Annotated in this window: 19 protein-coding genes and 2 pseudogenes; 10 read left to right on the top strand and 11 right to left on the bottom strand. The window is 39.9% G+C overall.

The features are described from left to right. Positions 1–114, top strand: a pseudogene (locus tag IQ230_RS26465) (IS982 family transposase); the annotation flags it as partial. A 289-nt stretch (positions 115–403) separates the two neighbouring features. Further along, positions 404–1,372 carry a glutathione S-transferase family protein gene (locus tag IQ230_RS07795; protein ID WP_193931455.1) on the top strand — a complete coding sequence of 323 codons (969 nt, stop codon included), beginning with the start codon at positions 404–406 and terminating at the stop codon, positions 1,370–1,372. Between the two features lie 120 nt (positions 1,373–1,492). Here IQ230_RS07795 and IQ230_RS07790 read toward each other — a convergent pair whose 3' ends face one another. The 6 genes and pseudogenes from IQ230_RS07790 to IQ230_RS07765 form a co-directional block, all read right to left on the bottom strand. Beyond that, the gene (locus tag IQ230_RS07790; RefSeq protein ID WP_193931454.1) at positions 1,493–2,260 is read right to left on the bottom strand and encodes a LemA family protein; all 768 of its coding nucleotides are present in this window, start codon (positions 2,258–2,260) and stop codon (positions 1,493–1,495) included. 6 nt (positions 2,261–2,266) lie between these two features. After that, positions 2,267–3,445, bottom strand: a complete 1,179-nt coding sequence (locus tag IQ230_RS07785) for a TPM domain-containing protein (protein ID WP_193931453.1) — start codon at positions 3,443–3,445, stop codon at positions 2,267–2,269. Positions 3,446–3,540: 95 nt separating this feature from the next. Further along, a complete protein-coding gene (locus IQ230_RS07780; protein WP_193931452.1) occupies positions 3,541–3,783 on the bottom strand; it encodes an HNH endonuclease in 243 nt (80 codons plus the stop codon). Positions 3,784–3,791: 8 nt separating this feature from the next. After that, positions 3,792–4,148, bottom strand: a complete 357-nt coding sequence (locus tag IQ230_RS07775; protein WP_193931451.1) for a KGK domain-containing protein — start codon at positions 4,146–4,148, stop codon at positions 3,792–3,794. Positions 4,149–4,170: 22 nt separating this feature from the next. After that, positions 4,171–4,527 (bottom strand): KGK domain-containing protein, encoded by a 357-nt coding sequence (locus IQ230_RS07770; RefSeq protein WP_193931450.1) that lies wholly within the window; start codon positions 4,525–4,527, stop codon positions 4,171–4,173. A 53-nt stretch (positions 4,528–4,580) separates the two neighbouring features. Further along, positions 4,581–7,054 (bottom strand): annotated as a pseudogene (locus IQ230_RS07765) (dynamin family protein). A gap of 132 nt (positions 7,055–7,186) precedes the next feature. On the opposite strand from IQ230_RS07765, the gene IQ230_RS07760 reads away from it, so the two are divergent. After that, the gene (locus IQ230_RS07760) at positions 7,187–7,585 is read left to right on the top strand and encodes a PPC domain-containing DNA-binding protein (RefSeq protein ID WP_193931449.1); all 399 of its coding nucleotides are present in this window, start codon (positions 7,187–7,189) and stop codon (positions 7,583–7,585) included. Here IQ230_RS07760 and IQ230_RS07755 read toward each other — a convergent pair. After that, positions 7,562–8,575, bottom strand: coding sequence for an RsmB/NOP family class I SAM-dependent RNA methyltransferase (locus IQ230_RS07755; RefSeq protein WP_228054674.1), 1,014 nt, complete (start codon positions 8,573–8,575; stop codon positions 7,562–7,564). The genes IQ230_RS07760 and IQ230_RS07755 overlap by 24 nt on opposite strands. Positions 8,576–8,853: 278 nt before the next feature. On the opposite strand from IQ230_RS07755, the gene IQ230_RS07750 reads away from it, so the two are divergent. The 3 genes from IQ230_RS07750 (at position 8,854) to IQ230_RS07740 (ending at position 12,103) form a co-directional block, all read left to right on the top strand. Continuing rightward, positions 8,854–10,296 (top strand): DUF2157 domain-containing protein, encoded by a 1,443-nt coding sequence (locus tag IQ230_RS07750; protein WP_193931448.1) that lies wholly within the window; start codon positions 8,854–8,856, stop codon positions 10,294–10,296. 114 nt (positions 10,297–10,410) lie between these two features. Further along, positions 10,411–11,064, top strand: a complete 654-nt coding sequence (locus IQ230_RS07745; protein ID WP_193931447.1) for a GDYXXLXY domain-containing protein — start codon at positions 10,411–10,413, stop codon at positions 11,062–11,064. A 34-nt stretch (positions 11,065–11,098) separates the two neighbouring features. Further along, on the top strand, positions 11,099–12,103 hold the full coding sequence (locus tag IQ230_RS07740) for a phosphotransferase (RefSeq protein ID WP_193931446.1): 1,005 nt from the start codon (positions 11,099–11,101) through the stop codon (positions 12,101–12,103). Between the two features lie 50 nt (positions 12,104–12,153). Here IQ230_RS07740 and IQ230_RS26460 read toward each other — a convergent pair whose 3' ends face one another. Continuing rightward, on the bottom strand, positions 12,154–12,300 hold the full coding sequence (locus tag IQ230_RS26460) for an AbrB/MazE/SpoVT family DNA-binding domain-containing protein (protein WP_228054673.1): 147 nt from the start codon (positions 12,298–12,300) through the stop codon (positions 12,154–12,156). Between the two features lie 327 nt (positions 12,301–12,627). Continuing rightward, the gene (era, locus tag IQ230_RS07730; RefSeq protein ID WP_322742324.1) at positions 12,628–13,566 is read right to left on the bottom strand and encodes a GTPase Era; all 939 of its coding nucleotides are present in this window, start codon (positions 13,564–13,566) and stop codon (positions 12,628–12,630) included. Positions 13,567–13,826: 260 nt separating this feature from the next. Here era and IQ230_RS07725 point away from each other — a divergent pair, with 260 nt between their 5' ends. Then, positions 13,827–14,909 carry an ATP-dependent 6-phosphofructokinase gene (locus IQ230_RS07725; protein ID WP_193931444.1) on the top strand — a complete coding sequence of 361 codons (1,083 nt, stop codon included), beginning with the start codon at positions 13,827–13,829 and terminating at the stop codon, positions 14,907–14,909. 43 nt (positions 14,910–14,952) lie between these two features. Here the strand turns inward: IQ230_RS07725 and IQ230_RS07720 are convergent, their stop codons facing one another. Next, positions 14,953–16,068 carry a succinylglutamate desuccinylase/aspartoacylase family protein gene (locus IQ230_RS07720; protein WP_193931443.1) on the bottom strand — a complete coding sequence of 372 codons (1,116 nt, stop codon included), beginning with the start codon at positions 16,066–16,068 and terminating at the stop codon, positions 14,953–14,955. Positions 16,069–16,364: 296 nt separating this feature from the next. Between IQ230_RS07720 and IQ230_RS07715 the strand changes: the two genes are divergently transcribed. From IQ230_RS07715 to IQ230_RS07705, 3 genes are all read left to right on the top strand, one after another. After that, positions 16,365–17,072 carry a cation diffusion facilitator family transporter gene (locus IQ230_RS07715; RefSeq protein ID WP_193931442.1) on the top strand — a complete coding sequence of 236 codons (708 nt, stop codon included), beginning with the start codon at positions 16,365–16,367 and terminating at the stop codon, positions 17,070–17,072. Then, positions 17,069–17,713: a hypothetical protein gene (locus IQ230_RS07710; protein WP_228054672.1), complete on the top strand. Its 645-nt coding sequence runs from the start codon at positions 17,069–17,071 to the stop codon at positions 17,711–17,713. The genes IQ230_RS07715 and IQ230_RS07710 overlap by 4 nt, the downstream gene beginning before the upstream one ends. A 123-nt stretch (positions 17,714–17,836) precedes the next feature. Then, positions 17,837–18,259 carry a carboxypeptidase-like regulatory domain-containing protein gene (locus tag IQ230_RS07705; protein ID WP_193931441.1) on the top strand — a complete coding sequence of 141 codons (423 nt, stop codon included), beginning with the start codon at positions 17,837–17,839 and terminating at the stop codon, positions 18,257–18,259. Positions 18,260–18,344: 85 nt separating this feature from the next. Here IQ230_RS07705 and IQ230_RS07700 read toward each other — a convergent pair whose 3' ends face one another. Beyond that, positions 18,345–18,983, bottom strand: a complete 639-nt coding sequence (locus IQ230_RS07700; RefSeq protein WP_193931440.1) for a histidine phosphatase family protein — start codon at positions 18,981–18,983, stop codon at positions 18,345–18,347. Positions 18,984–19,253: the final 270 nt, after the last annotated feature.

Raw genomic sequence — 19,253 nt, 5'->3', positions numbered from 1 at the left:
CATCGTAGTCCCGTCAATTTTGGTGTTAATGTCCTCTGTGGTTTGATTGCTTATTGTCATCAGCCCAAAAAGCCCTCCCTTCACTTAGAATGGGCTTTACCTCCATCTGCTTAACCCGAACTCAGGTTATGCTTAACAAATAAGCCAGCGATCGCTGCGAAGATCATCAAGACTGAAGAAGATATTACATCATATCTCTTCAACCTCTGGAAGTTTACTACATACAATTGCTACAGCGAATGCACGACTAAAATGTGAGGGTTTGGCTGCAAAGCAATGTGATAAAGAATGTTTAAGAAACTCACAGCCTTCAGAAAAAGAAGGAAGTCTTCTTGAAGCCATCATTAAAGGTTCAGAAATATAGATTCTGTAACTTGCAATGCCCTAGGCTTAGGAGAAAACTATGGCGTCAGGAATGATGATTGCAGGTCAATGGACAACTGACGGAAATAAATCAGATTCCAGTGGCAAGTTTAGTGAAATACCAACAACGTTTCGCGATCGCGTGACTGCTGATGGAAAAAGTGGGTTTAAGGTAGAGGCAGGACGCTATCATCTCTATGTTGCCTTGGCGTGTCCGTGGGCACATCGCACCTTGATTATGCGAGAACTCAAAGGCTTAAATGATACCATCTCAGTGTCTATTGTCGATCCAATTATGAGCGATCAAGGATGGCTGTTTAGTGACGCACCAGGAACAATTCCTGACTCGGTAAATCACGCTCAATATTTGCAAGAGGTTTATATCAAAGCCGATCCCAAGTATACAGGAAGAGTCACAGTTCCCGTGTTGTGGGATAAGCGATTTTCAACAATCGTCAATAACGAATCTCGCGAAATCATGCGGATGTTTGATGTAGAGTTTACGCAATTAGCAACCCAGAAAATAGACTTATACCCACGCAACCTACAGCAGCAAATTGATAAAACAATTGATGCCATTTATCTGCCAATTAATGCAGGAGTATATCGGGCTGGTTTTGCGACTTCGCAAGCTGCCTATGAAGAGGCAGTGACTGAACTTTTTGATAGTTTAGATCAATGGGAAACCGTTCTGAGTTTTCAGCGCTATTTATGTGGAAATCAACTTACAGAAGCTGATATTTGTCTGTTTGCAACGCTGTATCGCTTCGACTTAGTCTATTACAGTCACTTTAAATGCAATTTGCGGCGAATTATCGACTATCCCAACCTCTGGAATTATCTCAAGGATTTATATCAGCGTCCTGAATTCAAAGCGACGTGTAATTTAGACCATACTAAACGCGGCTATTACATGAGTATGACTGAGATTAATCCCAATCAAATTGTGCCCAGAGGACCCATTATAGATTTTGACGCACAGCACAATCGCGATCACTTCGGTACTTAATGGCGATCGCACACTCATTAGACTTCGTGGCATTAGTAGGTTAAAGGGGAAGGTTAATGCAACTGCTGGCTTTATATATGCCCTTCGGTGCTTTTGCTGGAGGACTGATAATTTTTATTCTTAAGGAACTATGGGAACATTAGTATTTGTAGCTTGAAAAAAGTCTTTCTTCTCAAACCCAAGAGTATTGGCAACTAAGACGTTAGGAAAACTTTGAATTTTCTGATTATAAGCTTGCACTGCTTGATTATACCGCATTCTTTCTACAGCTAACCGATTTTCTGTACCTGTGAGTTCGTATTGAAGATTAGTAAATAATTGACTTGATTGCAGTTGAGGATTGACAGTAGCATAATCGCGGAAGCGATCAATGGCTTGATTGACTTGCACTGTGGCTGCAACTTTTTCTTCAGGAGTCGTCGCTTGTAAATATGTTTGACGCGATCGCACTAACAAAGAGACTAGTTCTTGTTCCTGTTTAGCATAAGCTTGAGTAACATTGACAAGATTAGGAATTAAATCAGCACGACGCTGGAGTTGATTTTCGACTTGTGCCCAAGCTGCTTCTACTCTAGAGTGACTGCTAGAAATAGAGTTGTAAGTCCAGATACTCCAGACACTCAAAGTAGCTACCATTCCAGCGGCAGCAATGAATAATTTTTGACGCAGATGGGCTAAATACTGTTGTTGCTGTTGCTGTTGTTTGTGTCTTGCTTGGACATCTAGAATGGCTTGTTGAATGAATTCGGCAGGAATATCAACTTCTTCGCCTGCGGCTACTAACTCTGAAGCTGAATAACTTTGAGTGTGATTAGCATAATTGCGCGAGGCTAACTCTAACACTTCTGGGGCAATATCTTCAGGAATTCTTTTATCTGGATTATTCATAGGATTTTACCAATTCCCACCAGCGCCACCACCACCACTACTACCACCACCAAAGCTACTACCACCACCAGAATTACCCCAAGAACTACTAGGAGGAGGCGGAGGCGGAGGAGGCGGTAAACGAGGAATAATTTCTTCTTGCTGGCGATAGTAAGAACAACTGTGACACTCATCAGTAATGAGTCGCCTTCCAGAACTGTATTGAGTTGGCGATCTCACAGTCTTCTCGTTACGAGTGATAGTTAATTCTTGACAGTGAGGACATTGCCGAAATTTGGAGGAACGAGACTCTTGGGCGATCAGGTGGAATCCATCACCAGTTTGCTTCTGACTGCAACTAGGACATTTCCAACCCTGAAACTTGACACTGCCGAGTTTTTGTGCTATCAATTCTGGTTGACTTAAATAGGATTGGACTATGGAATAATCGACTTGCTGCATTGGTTGTTGGCAATCAGCACAGAAAAAAGTGTAATTACCTTGACCTTTACGGGTACGCCCTTCTGGTGTAATGAAGATTTTACGAGGACGACTGAAGTAAACAGCACTTCCTGCTGCTAGGGTTAATATTCCGCCTCCTGTTAAAACTCCCCATAATATCCAGTTATTATTGTTTGGGGTTGTTTGAGTATTTGGAGGTATGACCTGATTTCCTGATGATGGTTCGGATTTGAGAACCACGATTAATGCTTGAGTTCCTGCCAGCGTACCACCTGCAAAATCTCCTGTTTTGAAACGAGGGATAATCTGAGTATCGATGATATTGCCTACTTTGGCATCAGGTAATATTGCTTCTACACCATAACCCGTTTCAATTTCTACGCGGCGATCGCCTACGGAAATCAACAATAATACGCCATTATCTTGTCCTTGCTTGCCAATTTCCCAATAATTGAATAATTCTGTAGCAAATGTTTTCGGTGATGTAGCAGGGCTTGTTTCTGGTACAGTCACTACTGCCATTTCCGTACTTTTTTCTGCCTCTAATTCAAAAATCATCTGGTTAATTTGGGCTTCTGTCTCGTCGCTAAGAATTCCTGCCATATCAGTTACCCAACCGCCATATTCTTTGCGGGGATTTGGCACCTCTTGTACAGTGACAGCTAAGCCAGAAAGAGGAAAGAGAATGACAGAGAAGATACTCGCCCAAAAAATACGTTTTGGTTGGAGTAGATGAAGTTTCATTGCTTTCGCCCCTAATCAAGATAATCTGGGGTTTACTTTAATGATAGTTATGTTGATAAAGTGCTTGCTTTCAAAGACAGAGAACACAGGGGAAATTAGAGATTATAGTGGCGCTGATATCGGGGATCGAGGTGATGCGTTTTGCGCTGGTTGCAGTAACGACAGAGAGTTTGTAAGTTACTAATATCGTTTTTACCACCACGAGCAAGCGGAATGATGCGATCGATGGTGAGTGTCTCTATTGCAGTTTTACCACAACTTTGGCATTGCAGGCGATCGCGTTCAAACACATACTTCCTCACTGCTTGCGGAATGTGAATTCGTGGTGTTTTACTCATAAAATCTACTACTGCCCATTTTTAGGCATCATTTGCCGAATATCATCAAGAGGTGAGTTATCACTAATGACTGGCGATTCATTATTATCTTTAATCTCAAGGTCTTCTGGACAAAATTCTAGAGTAATTCTTACTTTTCCTCGCTGCCAACTTTTGGCACCTGGCTTTAATACTTTACATTCTATTCCTTCCCCAAACCAATTAGCTTTTTCTTCTGTCCAAGTTGTTCCTGATTTGTCTTTTATCGTCGGCATCATAGCTGAAATAAACTCATTAATTGTAAAAGTCCGGTTATTTACAAAAATTTGACTAGAGTACACAGATACAACGTCTTCACGTTCTAAACTATTAAATTCAGAGTTCATTTTTATTTTTTCCTAATATTTCTTAGTTAACCTGGTTTATCTTTTGCCGAATATCCTCTAAAGATGTTTCTGCTAAGTTTTGTTGCGCTATCCTATTTGTAGATATTTCTTCTGTTTCTATTTCTTCAGGAATAAAGTCTAATTTAACAGTAAGTTTAATTTTTCCTTTCTGCCAATTTTTTGCACCAACTTTAAGTATCTCACAATCTACACCATCTTCAAACCATTTCTTTTCCTTCTCTTCGGAGTGATAACCAATGTATTTTCTTAAAAGAAGTTTAATTTGAGTTTTAAGCTGACTAAGTTTAAACATTGGATGTTCATACCAAGCTAGATATGTCTTATCAATATAAATAACATCGTCTTCGCTAAGTGACATTTGATTTTTCTGAAGCATGTATTTGCCTAATTTTCTCTTAGTATTTTTATTTTTTACAATTCAGATTTAACTTTTTCTCCATTCATAATAAGGCTGTTACTTGCTGAATTTGGAACCAACAACTTAGTGTCAATAGAAGATGTAATTAAAGTACGTCCTTCTACTACAGGTAACAAATGCTCGTGTAAATGCATTGCTTGTAAACAGCTATTTATTCCAGCAATGACTTGGTTGTAAACTGCAATTTTATCTTGCAATTCTCCTAGAAGTCGCTCATTTTTTCTAATTTTCTCTTCTACTTCTTGCTCTAGTGTTTGTTCTAAGTAAGCACGAGCTTGAGTGTATTGCTGTAAAATCTCATCAGCTTGTTGATTGGCTACTGGTAATAATAGCGATTTGAGTGTTTGGTTGATAGTTTGGCGGAAATTTCTGCGAATCGTAGCAGAAACTTTGGGTTCAAAATCTAATTTTAATAACTGGCGAATTGCGGGTTCGGCATTTACCATGCTTTCGCAGTCATAGCCTTGCGAAGTTTGCTGTAATGTTTGACGAAATTGATAAATTGAAAAAGTACCTTCATCGTAAAATCTAGGACTTTCGCGCACAAAGCGATCGCATTCGACTTTTGCAGCACTAATTAAAGCTTGCTTAACATCTTTTTCTAATAGTTTTAGCTGTTGTTCAATTCTGCTATCATTACCAAGAATTCGATACAAATTACGATAATATTCTGACTTGCGTACTCGTTCAATTAAACGTTGAAATAAACTACTGATAACTTCTTGACATGACTCAACTAAAATAACTTCAAGTTGATTTGCTAAGTAATACAATGCCTCGACTAAAATAGCAATTAATGGTGCAGTTGCATTGCGAGGATGACTCAGTGTGGCGCGACTATACGCATCACTCACCGAAAATGTGTCAAGTAACTCATCCAAACGGCGAATCATGCGTGCCTGAAGTTTGCGAAAATCGTCTTCAAAAGCTGTGCAAGCATTAGTCACTATTGCATTAACTTCTGCTTCGATATGCGTTGCATACTCTTTCCCAATTTGCTGCAACTGCTGGCTGAGAAGTTCGAGTTCCCGCGCTTTCATTGCATCAATTTCACGCGGTTGACTATCTAATTCGCGCTGTGCATCCATATAATGTTTCCGCAAACTGATACACAACGGCTGTAAATCATTTGCTAAAGTTGCAAATAACTGCGGGCGTTTCTCTTGGGTAAGATACTTAGTAATTGCACTGCGAAATTCTTCAATTCCACTATCTGCAATTAACTGATCGATCAGGAGTGTACCTTGTTCGGCTAAAATTCGGATGTAGTTTTCGTTTGGTGTTTCGTAACTATTCACTGAAATGCGAAACTTACTTGGTGAAAGCTTACCAGAGTTAGCACAATAGCGATTAAATTCATTAACAAATTGCGGTGTGTCTTCTTTTCTATCAATACCTTTGACACTTTCAGCAAAAATGGAATTTAACCAAAGCGATCGCTTCCACTAGTGTGTTTAATTTGACTACCATAAAATCCAAGTAATCCACTCGTTTTGTAAACGCGGCTACTTTCTTGAAACTGCGAAATAACTAAACCATCTAAGCGCTGCCGTAGTTGTGTATTGTACCAAGTTTCATCAATGCGGTTAAAGACATAAAAAACGCGATCGCGGATTCCTGAATTACCCCGCATGGCTTCTAGTAACTCTGTTTCCTCTTTTGTCATGTCACCAGCAGCAGCAGGTTTAAGTACGCAGACAACTGCCGATGTATCGGGATGTTCAATCTTGCGATATGTCAACTCTGCATCTTTTTGTACCGGCGCATCAATTCCTGGCGTATCAATTAAAATATTGCCATCTTGTAAAAGCGGATGATGACAGTAATACTCAACGCGTTTCAAAACTGCACTATTACTACCCCGACGCGCATAACTTGCAGCTTCCTTCAAATTAGAAAAGTTAAACTGCTCCATTGAATACGTGGCATTATTAGTATTGTGGATGCGATCGCGATTTGCCTCAAAACCCTCTAATAGTAAAATCAACGCCTTCGCTTGCTTAGCGCGTTCTGATTTACTCTCACCACCTTCTTGTTGAATAATCAGTTCGCATCCTTGACATAGCAAGTTCATCACTTCTGGTTGATTTATTCTCACATGTGTAGTTAAACTCAACCGTTGACATAACACCTCAGCTTGTTCGCAAATTTCCGCTTCACTCAAGAAAGTGAGAATAACTTTTTCCGCTTCAGGTTCAGCATAAGCTATATAACACTCAGTTCCCGTAGCATGACCTTCAGCACTATAAAGTAGTTCGCGTTCTAATAACGCATTAATCAACATTGATTTACCAGCGCTAAACGCCCCAGCAAATACAATCTCAAACGTCGGTGAAACAACTTTTCGCAGTGAAGATTGAACTGAAGACGTATCTTGAGTACGCAATGCAGGTTCTTGATGCAACAATTGTAAGAGACTTTCAACCTGTTCTGATAAATTCTCACATTGCGGAAACTGAGAAATCATATAAATGAGTAGAATAAAATTTACCTTATTGGATTTATTGTATAAATTTCATTCAAATCTCACGTTAGTAAAATCACTGAGATAGCTTTTACTCAAACTAATAAACTTAAGTAAAAATACCAATCAACATCAATGGAAGTATTAGCATTAAGACTCAAACCTGACACAGACTTACGCCAAAGTTTAAAAACTTTTACCGTTCAAACTAAGATTGAAGCAGGCTTCATTTTAAGTGCAATTGGTAGCCTCAAACAAGCAACAATTCGCTTTGCTAATCAAGACATAAGTGCTGTACTCGATAATAAATTTGAAATCCTTTCTCTTAATGGAACATTAGCCACAAGCGGCATCCATCTCCACATCTGTATAGCCGACAAACACGGTAAAACCATCGGCGGACACTTAGACAACGGCTGTATCATCTACACAACCGCAGAAATCATCATTGGCACAACAAAAGACTTCACCTTCACACGCACCCTCGATCCTCAAACAGGCTACAACGAACTAGAAATTATTTCCTATAAATAAACCCTCCACAACCTTTTTCTCTGCGTCTGTGTGGTTCACATCATTCAACTTGTACCTAATCCCCACCTGCTGCAACATTTCAACATCCAAGTTTTTAACTTCCCCTACCCCAGTATTTTGAAATAACGCCGTAAACGCCCCCGTCCCTAATTTACTTTGAGGAAACAACCGGTAACAAGGAAGATTAGTAAGCTGAGATTGATATTCTACCAATTCAGAAACATCCACTGCTTGAAACTGCGGAAACTTCTCCAAAAGCCACTCACAAACTTGCTCATTTTCTTCAACAGAATACGTACAAGTCATATAAGCCAAATAGCCTTGTGGTGCTACTAATTGTGCTGAATTAGCAATGATTCTCTTTTGCCGATTTGCGTTTTTATTAATAGTATTAGGATGAAAACATCCTGGTAATTTACTACCTTTTGCTAATAAAGATTGACCACTGCAGGGAGCATCAACTATAACTAATTGGCTAGAACAGAATATTTGTTTTAAATCACCTGGATCTTTACTTATTACAATTACCGGAGAAATACGACAGCGTTTTATATTAGAAATTAGCATTCCAATACGCTTGCTAATTGCTTCATTACAAACAAGTAGTTGAGGTTGTAAAGCCCGCCAAGCAAAAATACTTTTACCTCCTGGTGCAGCACACATATCAAATATAGTGTTTATAGGCGATCGCACTGCTAACAAACTCATTGCAGCAAACACTGAAGAAAAGTCTAAGCAGTAATAATAACCTTCATTATGTAAAGGATGCTGTCCTGGTTTTTCACCAAAAGATAAACGATCTACAAAATATGGTTGCCAGGATATCGGTGGTTCTATTTTAAATGGCGATCGCTTTTCTCGACCCCAAACAATACAAGGATGAAACGGTTGAGGATGAATGAGCGCATCAATAAATTTTTCTTGTTCTGTTGCATCATCAAACAAACGACGGCTTAATTTTAATAACAAATTTGAAGGTTGATCCATCATCAAAACTTACAATAAGTATGGCATAAGCAACTTGCCTGTGGTATCCACAGACAAAACTGTCACACTGCAAGCAATTGGCTCACAATGCTAACTTCACAATAAATATATACTAAGAAATAGCTATAACTATGACATTAGCCTGCAGCAATCTCATCAACTAATAGATGTAATCAAATATTGCTTACGGAAAACTGGAAACTGAAGAAGTAAATAATACCTTCTTTACTTTCCTATCATCTATTACTAAAATCTAAACTTTTATAAAACAGGAGGTTGACGTGACTTCAGATAAGTTTCGTCACCAGTTACGCCATGAAGCACAAATATGGCAAGCTGAGGGACTCATTGATGATTTGCAATATGAGCAGCTATCACAACGCTATCAATTTAACACGCTCGATAGCACAGCACGTAGTAGTTTTATTGCAATTTTAGTCGGTTTAGGTAGTATTCTTATTGGTTTAGGAATTATCACCTTTGTCGCTGCCAATTGGCAAGAATTACCGCGAGTTGGTAAAGTAACGCTGCTGTTGAGTTTATTTATCGGCGTTAATATTGCAGGTTTTCTATTGTGGAAACATCCCAAAGAGTCGCGACAACGCCTGGGACATGGATTACTCCTTTTGGGGGCATTGATTCTGGGTGCAAATATGGGGTTAATGGGGCAAATTTTTCACATCAATGCACCGTTTTATGAATTGTTGCTTGCTTGGGGTATTGGCGTGTTAGCAATGGCATACAGCCTGCGGTTAACTTCATTGGGTGTATTGTCAATTATCTTACTATGGTTAGGTTATTGGGGGTATTGGGGAAGTGCGATCGCACTGAGTTGGTCAACTACTAGTATCACAGAATTATCATGGTCATCGCTGATTGGGCAGCATATGCCACTATTATCAGCAGTATTATTTATCCCGTTAGCTTATTGGTGTCGTTCCGGCTGGATTTTTGCACTAGGTGCGATCGCCATCATCACATCTTTAGAAGCAAACATTCAACCATTTGTCTGGGGAACATTTCAAAGAGGTTGGGTAACAAGTATTGCATTTGCACTACCACCAGCTTTGTTATGGAGTTACGATGACTCTTTCCTCGTGTATGGTAATTTTCTGAGACTACATAGACACAGCGATCGCCATATCAAATTTGGTTCATTTCAACCAATAGCACGTAATTTAGCCTTATTTACTTTGAGTGTCTTGTTTATCTTTGCAGCCACAACTACTTTTTGGGACTCTTTAGCACAATATACAGAGTATGTCACATCACGACAAGTTAACCGATTACTACTAATTGATGCAATTGTCTTAACTGGTATAGCAATTTGGCAATGGGTCAGTTTAATTACTTCCCAAAGAAGTCGCCGTCGTCAACAAAATTTCACCACCATCATTATTGGTATCTTTATCTGCATCATTGCGATCGCTACTTTTTGGCACACTGAAGTCACTAACATTTCGCCATTTGCCACATTTCTCTTTAATGTCATGTTATTCCTCTTCGCAGCAGGGTTAATTCGTACAGGATTAGCTAAAGGAGGAAGACGCGCATTTTGGGGTGGAATGCTGCTATTAAGCTTACGAATTTTCTACGTATTTTTACTATCTGCTACAGGACTACTCTTTAAATCCTTAGTTTTCATTTTATGTGGCATTGGTGTAATGGCTGTAGGGCTATGGTTTGAACGCCACATCCGCATCAACTATCCAGCAAAATCATAATCTCGAATAGGTAATTTATTACCAATGTAGGAAATAGTTACGATCAATCATAGTTCTTTCCTGCTGACCTGCATATAGCAACCATAAGGCAAAAACAATCCAAAAGGACTTACTATGACATCTAAAGTTGAGACAACACCTGAAGTCTTAAAGCCGCAACGACTTCCTGGAAAATTACCATTTTGGCGGCTATGGCTACCGCTACTTTTTCAAACAGGAATTATTCTAGCTGCACCAGCGCAACCATTTTATACGCAACTTACTGGAAAAACCGCGATTCTGCAGACCGTACCTGTCGATCCTTACGATCCTTTGCGGGGTTACTCGCAAACACTGAGTTATGACATTTCCCAAATCAATAACTTGCAGCGTCTTCCTGGTTGGCAAGAGTTAACTCAACAGCAAACTAGCGAATCTTCGGTCAATGACGTACCTGTGGGAACAAACCTTTATGTCATACTCGAAGCACCTACATCAAATACAACACCACCACCTGCATGGAAACCTGTGCGCGTCAGTCGCGATCGCCCGCAAAATTTAGCTGCAAATCAAGTCGCGATCAAAGGAAAATTTACAGGTAACTCAATTGCTTACGGCTTAGAAACATACTATATGCCTGAAGCCCAGCGCGATGAAATTAATCAAAGCATTTCGCAAGCACAACGCGATCAACAACAGCGATCGCTTGTCGTTGAAGTTAAAGTGGACACTCAAGGTCGTGCAGTACCAATTAGCTTTTGGGTAAATCAGCGTAATTATCGATTTTGATGTCAGTTTTTGGAAAAGGGTTAGCTATATACAAATGGAGTTATCTGAATTAGAAAAACAGGTTCTTGTTAACCATTGGTCATGTTTGTCTGAGATGATGCTAGACGCGACTCAGGGAAGAAGTAATACAACATACTTTGTCCACACACCAACTGACGAATTTGTTTTGAAGATTTATTCTACGACAACAGATGCTGCTCAAATTGAATATGAACACTCATTACTTGCCTTTTTACAACAGGTAAATTTATCTTTTGCAATTCCAGCACCTATCCCTGCATTATCAGATGAAACTCTAATTCATGTCGAAACCCAACAGCGATCGCTAAAAGTCGCTTTATTACCGCGAATAGTTGGACAACCAGCTGATCGACGCAACCTTCAACAAATACAATCTATAGGCTGTACACTCGCGGAATTACATTGCGTCCTTACAGAATTTGACTCACAGGGACAACTAGCAAGATTGCCATACTGGGGTAATTTAGCTCAAATTCACCCTTTAATTAATAATCCGTTGGCGATCACCCAAGTACTAAATCTGGGATTTGCGGAGGAGACTATTCTCAATCACATGTTGAGTGAAGTAATAGAGTCTGTGCCTTATCTCTATCAAACATTACCACTCCAGACAATTCATGCTGATTATATTACACCGAACATTCTTGTAGAAGACGACCAAGTTATTGGTGTTTTAGATTTTGAGTTTGCAACTTTTGACTTAAGATTACTAGATTATTTAAGTAGCTTGGATCAGCTTGCTTCGTTTCCTTGGAAAGAAGATTTTTTTGCTGATATTGTGAAAGCATTTAGCACAGGTTATCACCAAAATAGTTCTTTGATATCACTAGAACAAGAATCTTTACTAACTGTATGGCGAGTGCAACGTGCAAGTTCACTTGTCTATTGGACAGGTTGGTTTATGGAAGGAAAGACGAATCGTCAAAAAGTTATTGATGCAGTCATTGAGACATTAAAGTTTGAAACTTGGCTAGATAACAACAGCGAGTACTTTCTAGATCTTCTCGTTGTTATCTAGTCCTTTGAATGTAATGTTTGAGCATAGTAGGTATCCAAGAAAATATTCAATTACCAGACTTCATTACCTACAGGTGTTTCTATGTCAGTTTCTGAATGAAAGTTATCTGGAGTCATCCCCTCAAGCAGTTCTTCTAAAGTGTATTTTTTCCTTTGCAGTTGAATCATGATGCCACCATCAACAACAGGAAATCTCACTGTTATGCCTTCTTGCAAATGAATTTGCTTGGCAATTGCACTAGGAATGCGATAGCTAAACTGTTTCCCTACTTAGTAATAATTTGATCGGTCATAATATAAATTGATGTATATACAAAAAGATTATACATTGAGGCTCTATACAATTGATACTTGCGATCGCACCGCGATACTAAATTAATAAAACTCCAAAATGTAAGTTGTAATATTTCAGAACTTTATGCATTCAATTAATATCTCAATGTGCTGATATAAAACTTAAAAAACTAAGATTCTTAACCCGCGTAGGCAGGTTTTATTTATGTAGTTGCGACTTCCACTCACCAATCACTCTTCCACGCGATAGCCTAATTCTGACAATCGAAAACGCGATTGTCGCCATTTGGGTTGCACTTTTACAAATAATTCTAAGTAAACTTTACCTGCAATTAGCTTTTGCATTTGTTCTCGCGCCGCAGAACCGATCGCTTTGAGCATCGTACCGCCTTTTCCGATCAAAATACCTTTTTGTGAGTCACGTTCAACATGAATCGTAGCTAAGACGCGAGTAATTGTCGTATCTTCTTCAACTCGGTCAATTGTCACTGCTACTGAGTGGGGAACTTCTTCGCGGGTTAGCAGCAAAATTTGTTCGCGGATCAATTCTCCCATAATAAACCGCTCAGGTTGATCGGTAACTAAATCTGGCGGATAGTAATATGGTCCTGGTTCTAAATGCGTAACGAGTAACTGTAAAAGTTCGTCTAACCCTTCTTTTGTAAACGCAGAGAACTTGACAATTCGCCATTGATAGGGTGCAATTAACTCCTCATAAGTACGATCGAGTTGCTGCGAATCCGTTTGTTGATCGATTTTGTTGATCCCCAAAATCACAGGATTTTCAGTGCGACTAAGTAAATCAACAATAAAGCGATCGCCACCTCCCGCTGGTTGCGCACCATCGACGACAAACAATATGACATCAACAGAGTCAATTGCAATTCGTGCGTTGCGAACTAGAACTTCTCCGAGTTGATGGTGTGGCTTGTGAATTCCTGGCGTATCAACAAAAATCAGTTGTGCTTCTGGTGTTGTTAAGATTCCTTGCAAACGATTTCGCGTAGTTTGCGCTACAGGTGAAGTAATCGCAATTTTTTGACCTACAAGTTGATTCATTAATGTCGATTTACCGACATTCGGGCGTCCAATAATGCCAATAAAACCCGATTTATATCCGGTAGGCGCTTGCGGAATACTCCACGCTTCAGAAAAGTTAAAACTATCAATATCGCTCACTTTTGTTTTGTATTAATCCTGAATATTTACTTTGCTACATTAAGGAATTCTTAGGGAAACTAGAAGAGTTATTGCTACGGACTAGCCACTAAGCACCAACCACTCACACTGACCCTTTACCCATTCGCAAGTTTTAATATAGTTTCTTTGCCAAAAATCACAAATAATAAAATCCTGTAGGAATTTGCAAAAAGTGTCCGTCCAATCTAGTTTAATCTACTTTCAGAAGAGGACTCATGGCTTAAGTCAAAATGGGAGAACACAAACGCATTGGTATTCTTACCAGTGGCGGTGATTGCGCTGGATTGAATGCTGTCATTCGAGCAGTGGTAAATCGCGCTGTAGGGACTTACAGTTGGGAAGTATTAGGTATTCGCCAGGCTACATTAGGGTTAATGCAGCAACCACCAAAGTATATGGCTTTGGACGTTGAAAAGGTAAATTTCTTGCTAACTACTGGCGGTACCGTTTTAGGCACAACTAACAAAGGCGATCCTTTTGCTTACCCAATGGCAGATGGTAGTGTATGCGATCGCTCTGAGGAAATTATCGCTGGTTATCACCAACTTGGTTTAGACGCCATGATTGGAATTGGAGGCGATGGTAGTTTAGCAATTTTGCGTCGTCTTGCCCAACAAGGAAAAATCAATTTAGTTGCAATTCCCAAAACGATTGACAATGATGTCGGAGTTACCGAACTTTCAATTGGATTTGAAACTGCGGTGAGTATTGCAACAGAAGCCTTGGATCGATTGCATTTTACTGCTGCTAGTCACAGCCGCGTCATGATTTTAGAAGTGATGGGGCGTGATGCGGGGCACATTGCAATTAGTGCTGGAATTGCAGGTGGTGCGGATGTGATATTAATTCCCGAAATTCCTTACACCGTTGACCAAGTTTGCCGTAATATTAAAGAACGCCAAGAACAAGGCAAAAACTATTGCTTGATCATTGTCTCCGAAGCAGTACGTAACGAGACAGGTAATTCAGTTGTCAGTACAGACCGTTCAGGTGAATGCAGATATGGTGGTATTGGTCAATATTTAGCCGATGAAATTTGCCATCGCATTGGCGCAGAAACTCGCGTTACAGTGTTAGGACACATTCAGCGTGGTGGAACACCATCACCTTTAGAAAGACTGATTGCTTCAGCTTTTGGCGTTGCAGCTGTTGATTTAATTGCTGAACAAAAGTATGACCAAATGGTGACTTGGCAAAATCGTCAAGTTGTTAGCGTCCCCATAGCAGAAGCGATCGCCCAATATCGCGCTGTCGATCCTAATGGTACTTTAGTGAAAACTGCCAGAGGATTAAATATCTGCTTAGGAGATTAAATAATCTATAGGATAGGCATCCTGCCTGTCCTTCCTTGTTCTATCACATCACTGCCAATACATATTCCCCTTCATTCACCGCATGATTAGTAGCAACGTCATAAACTAAACCATCTTTTTCAGCACAAATATCAATCAAAGAAGGCAATTCTCCAGTTTTATTAAACATTAAAATCTCATACAGTTTCTCTCCTGCTTCAACTTCGCTACCAAGAGGTACGCGTGCTTGTACCATACCTCCAACAGGAGCATAATATTTTGTTACCTGACTTTTTGATCTAAAAGTCATCTCATGCGCGATCGCCTTTGTCTTCAACGCTAATACACCTTTATGCAGTAGATAATTCTTCACTCCTTGTACGCCTTTTTCTACCGACTGTGGTGTCATTTGCATTCCTGAACCAAGTTCTAATGTCCAAGCTTCTATATCAAAAGTAATTTCTCGCCCTAGTTGCCGCAAGGTATTTTCTAAGGCTAACCACGGTTTGATAAAAGCTTCATCAAAAGCATCACCATCATAGTCGTCAAGTAAAATACCATAATCAAGTAGAAAGTATTGAGCACTCAATTCGCGGCTAGAAAAATAATAGAGATAATCTAAGCCTCGATCAGTAGAAGTGTGGAGATCAATTACATAATCTGCATCAATACTAAGCGACTGTAAGCGATAGCGAAAAAGTTCTGTAAAAGGTACGCTGCTAGGAGAATGAATTTTTTCTGTAAGTGTAGCGAAATGATTGATAATTTTATTTGAATAGTTTATTCTAATAGTATCTATATCTAAATTAATTTGCGTTTTAGCAAATTCTTCTAGGTCGTCTTGACTTTTTTCATAATCCCAAAAAATTCGATTCCAATCTTTGCCTTCATATACACAATAGCGCCCAGAAGCAAACCGATGCGATCGCTGATTGACTCCTAGGGGATTGCATACAGGAACTAGCCAAACTTCACCAACTAATTGGGTAACTTGTAAGGTTTTTAAAAACTCAATTAGTTGATAGATTACAGCATTACCAGCAATCTCTGCACCGTGTAAATTTGCTTGAAGATATACTTTTTTACCAGACTTCGCGCCGACGAATCGATAGACTTGAAGTGACAAGCGATCGCCAGAAGCTAACTGAATTAGAGGAATTGTGTAAATATTAGGAATCATATTAGAACTATAGATAGTATCAGAATAAAGATAAAATAATAAGAAAATAAATGTAATTTAAAATTTAGCAATTAGCAAAAATACCTATCACCAATTACAAATTACAAATTACCGATTTTCACCAAAAGTTAAAGTTCGCTTACTGATTCATTAATCTAATAGTTGCTAATCTGCACAAGGATTCATTTATTTTCCTCCGTATCAGGGCAATGAAAATCAAGTTGCTAGTTGAGAAACATTATGCTTCTCTAGAGCAACTGATACTACATAAGGTCGCCATTTTTACTTTGTGAATAATGCCAAAATTGCACTCGAACACGCGGAAAATCCAAATACTACAACTAGCAATCGGGCTGGAGATCAGTTTTTTTGCTGTTGAACTTGGTGTTGGGTTATGGATCCACAGTTTGTCTCTGTTAGCAGATGCAGGTCATCTACTTTCAGATGTCGCAGCATTAGGAGTAACGCTGATAGCAAGCTGGATCGCACAAAGCGCTAGACGTCATGCTAAGTACGGCAATGGTCGCATTGAACTGTACGCCGCACTGCTAAATAGTCTTAGCTTAATTATTTTGGCAAGTTGGGTAGCGACAGAAGCAATTGCAAGGATGCAATCTCCAACTTCATCAGATATTCTTAGCCTACCAATGTTGCTGACAGCAGTTGTTGGGTTAGGAATTAATGGTTGTAATGCTTTTTGGTTGCACGAGTGCAGTCACTGCGATCTTAATTTTAAAGCAGCCTTCTTGCACGTACTGTCAGATTTATTTAGCTCATTTGGTGTAATTTTAGCAGCGATCGCAATTTCCTGGCTTGGTTGGATGTGGGCTGATAGTGCAATTAGTCTTCTTGTATCAGGGCTTGTTGCAATTTCGGCTACTGCGTTACTGCTACAAAGCCTCTGGATGCTATTTGGCACCTCCCCTGCTACAAATGCTTGCGACTGTGAAAAACGCGACATGGAAAAACTGTTATTTCCATCATTAGAGGAGATTTTGCGATGAGCAGTTTATGCTCAATTCAGTTTGTGCAGAAGCGATGGAAAGTAGTTAGCACTTTTGCGATCGTAGCAATGACTTGGCTAGCTACTGTGCTACCTGTCCAGGCGCAAGGAGCAGACGAGGAAATCGTTCGCATCTGGCCTACGAATAATACAACTATACTGGTTGGGCAACGCTTTGATTTGCGTGTAGAAAGCTTAATTCCTGCGCAGTCAGCACCGAAATTAGAATCAATCACAATCAACGGCAACAACTTTACTGGAACCTTTAGACAGCGAATCAACGAACATCTGCAACTCCCTGGTGGTTCCATCGAAGTCGGACTACCGCCCGAAGGCTCAAACCTATTTGGTCAAACACTCCGCAACTGGAGTTTACCTAAGCCAGGACGTTACGAAATCGTAGCGACTCTGAACATCGACAGACGCCAAGTTTCCGCGCGTAATACTTACCGCGTTCAACCATTTCAACAACGAGGTCAACTCAACAAAGTGATCTTTTTTGTTGGCGATGGGATGGGAACACCGTTGCGCACAGGGGCGCGGATTATGAAATACGGTGTCAAAGATGGGCAACCAGGTGGCTATCTCAATATGGAGCAGATGCCTGTATCAGGATTAGTATCTACCCACTCGCTCAATTGAAGTCTTCCAACGCATGGCTGCTGTAATTTCTGGCGTGAGAAATCGTCAAGACTTAGCTACTGGTAGACCATTTACCGCTACGGAGACTGAATCATGACACTGAGTAAATCAAAGAACGCAAATATGTTCAAATTCAAAAAACTACTGCGTTCCAAACAACTGCGATTAGTATTGGGTATAGTCATTGCCGTAACAGTATTTGCATTACTAACACTGCAACCTAGCCTAGCGTTTCGAGCGCGTCCTCAGGGAGACAGTTTACTCTATGGTAAATTAGCCGATACTCGCCGCATACACGATGGACATGGCGTAGTAGCAAATGCCAAAGTCACAATTAATTCCATCCCACCACAAACAACTCGCACCGACAATCAAGGTCAATTTTGGTTTAAAGGATTGCGAGATGTCCATTACGTCCTGAAGATAGAACTTCCTTACGATCGCAGCAACGTCTACTCATTATCTACTAATGTACATGGTCAAACAGGCGAATTTCTCGATATTAGTAATGATGAGAGGCATAATTTGCACGAAATGGACTACTAACATCAATTCATTTTAAGGTTGGTACCAGACACAAAAGGAATGAGTATCTAGTAGCTGGGGAAGAATTAAACCCCCAGCTTTTTAATTAAGTTCCTGGTAAAGAGCGCAAATGCTCATTAAGGTGAGTACGATCAGCTAAAGCATGAAGCAGTGGACCGTGCGTTCCAAATTCCACAATACTAACAGAACCCACAGGGCATCCTAAGCGATAACGAAAGCGCCCAACATCGATTCCGAGCAGACTACATAACATAATGCGAATCGTTGCTTTATGCGAGACGATTAGTATATTGCCACTTTTGTAAGAATTTTTAATTTCTTCAATGACTTGCATGGCGCGAGAGGCGATCGCCACGGCTAATTCACCACCAGTCGGAGGATACCACGCCGGATCTGCTGACCAGCGAATATAATCGTCGTGATAATCGCGAGCTACCGCATCGACTGACAAGCCTTCCCATTTACCAAAGTTGATTTCTTTTAAACCATCGCGTAGTTGTAAGTCTATTCCTAATGCTTCACATAAAGGTTTTGCAGTTGCGATCGTGCGTTGCATGGGGCTAGAAACAACAGCATCCCAGGAACTATGACGGTAAGCCGCAGCAAAAGCTTGCGCCATCTCCACTCCTTCTGGTGTCAAACTTGGATCAATAGCACCACAAAAAGCATTGTTTCGGCTGCACTCAGTTTGTCCGTGGCGCAAAAAATAAAGCAAAATAGCCACAATTACCTCTTTTGAGCTGCTGTTGATTGAATCCTGAAGCCAATTCCTTATGAGTACTAAGATGACTTCAGGACTTAAGTCTCATTGAGCTAGGAAACTTTGAGTATTGCTCTAACTAAGGTTATAAGAAAACTTGATAATTTACTGTTTGATACTTAACCAATTTCCCTTTAAACATCATTAGTTAAATTTATTACAGTAACATTACTATCTTAATCAATCTATCTGTATAATAACATACCTTAAAAGTGTCAATATTGCATTTATGCT

The sequence above is a fragment of the Gloeocapsopsis crepidinum LEGE 06123 genome (assembly GCF_015207655.1).
In the GTDB taxonomy this organism is placed as follows: domain Bacteria; phylum Cyanobacteriota; class Cyanobacteriia; order Cyanobacteriales; family Chroococcidiopsidaceae; genus Gloeocapsopsis; species Gloeocapsopsis crepidinum.
The sequence above is the reverse complement of the archived record's forward strand: the minus strand, read 5'-3'. Positions and strand labels throughout refer to the sequence as shown.

Excerpts from the sequence above, each read along its gene's own strand:
- IQ230_RS07795 (WP_193931455.1), top strand. The coding sequence starts at position 404 with ATGGCGTCAGGAATGATGATTGCAGGTCAATGGACAACTGACGGAAAT.
- IQ230_RS07790 (WP_193931454.1), bottom strand. The coding sequence starts at position 2,260 with ATGAATAATCCAGATAAAAGAATTCCTGAAGATATTGCCCCAGAAGTG.
- IQ230_RS07785 (WP_193931453.1), bottom strand. The coding sequence starts at position 3,445 with ATGAAACTTCATCTACTCCAACCAAAACGTATTTTTTGGGCGAGTATC.
- IQ230_RS07780 (WP_193931452.1), bottom strand. The coding sequence starts at position 3,783 with ATGAGTAAAACACCACGAATTCACATTCCGCAAGCAGTGAGGAAGTAT.
- IQ230_RS07775 (WP_193931451.1), bottom strand. The coding sequence starts at position 4,148 with ATGAACTCTGAATTTAATAGTTTAGAACGTGAAGACGTTGTATCTGTG.
- IQ230_RS07770 (WP_193931450.1), bottom strand. The coding sequence starts at position 4,527 with ATGTCACTTAGCGAAGACGATGTTATTTATATTGATAAGACATATCTA.
- IQ230_RS07760 (WP_193931449.1), top strand. The coding sequence starts at position 7,187 with ATGGAAGTATTAGCATTAAGACTCAAACCTGACACAGACTTACGCCAA.
- IQ230_RS07755 (WP_228054674.1), bottom strand. The coding sequence starts at position 8,575 with ATGATGGATCAACCTTCAAATTTGTTATTAAAATTAAGCCGTCGTTTG.
- IQ230_RS07745 (WP_193931447.1), top strand. The coding sequence starts at position 10,411 with ATGACATCTAAAGTTGAGACAACACCTGAAGTCTTAAAGCCGCAACGA.
- IQ230_RS07740 (WP_193931446.1), top strand. The coding sequence starts at position 11,099 with ATGGAGTTATCTGAATTAGAAAAACAGGTTCTTGTTAACCATTGGTCA.
- IQ230_RS07725 (WP_193931444.1), top strand. The coding sequence starts at position 13,827 with ATGGGAGAACACAAACGCATTGGTATTCTTACCAGTGGCGGTGATTGC.
- IQ230_RS07720 (WP_193931443.1), bottom strand. The coding sequence starts at position 16,068 with ATGATTCCTAATATTTACACAATTCCTCTAATTCAGTTAGCTTCTGGC.
- IQ230_RS07715 (WP_193931442.1), top strand. The coding sequence starts at position 16,365 with ATGCCAAAATTGCACTCGAACACGCGGAAAATCCAAATACTACAACTA.
- IQ230_RS07710 (WP_228054672.1), top strand. The coding sequence starts at position 17,069 with ATGAGCAGTTTATGCTCAATTCAGTTTGTGCAGAAGCGATGGAAAGTA.
- IQ230_RS07705 (WP_193931441.1), top strand. The coding sequence starts at position 17,837 with ATGTTCAAATTCAAAAAACTACTGCGTTCCAAACAACTGCGATTAGTA.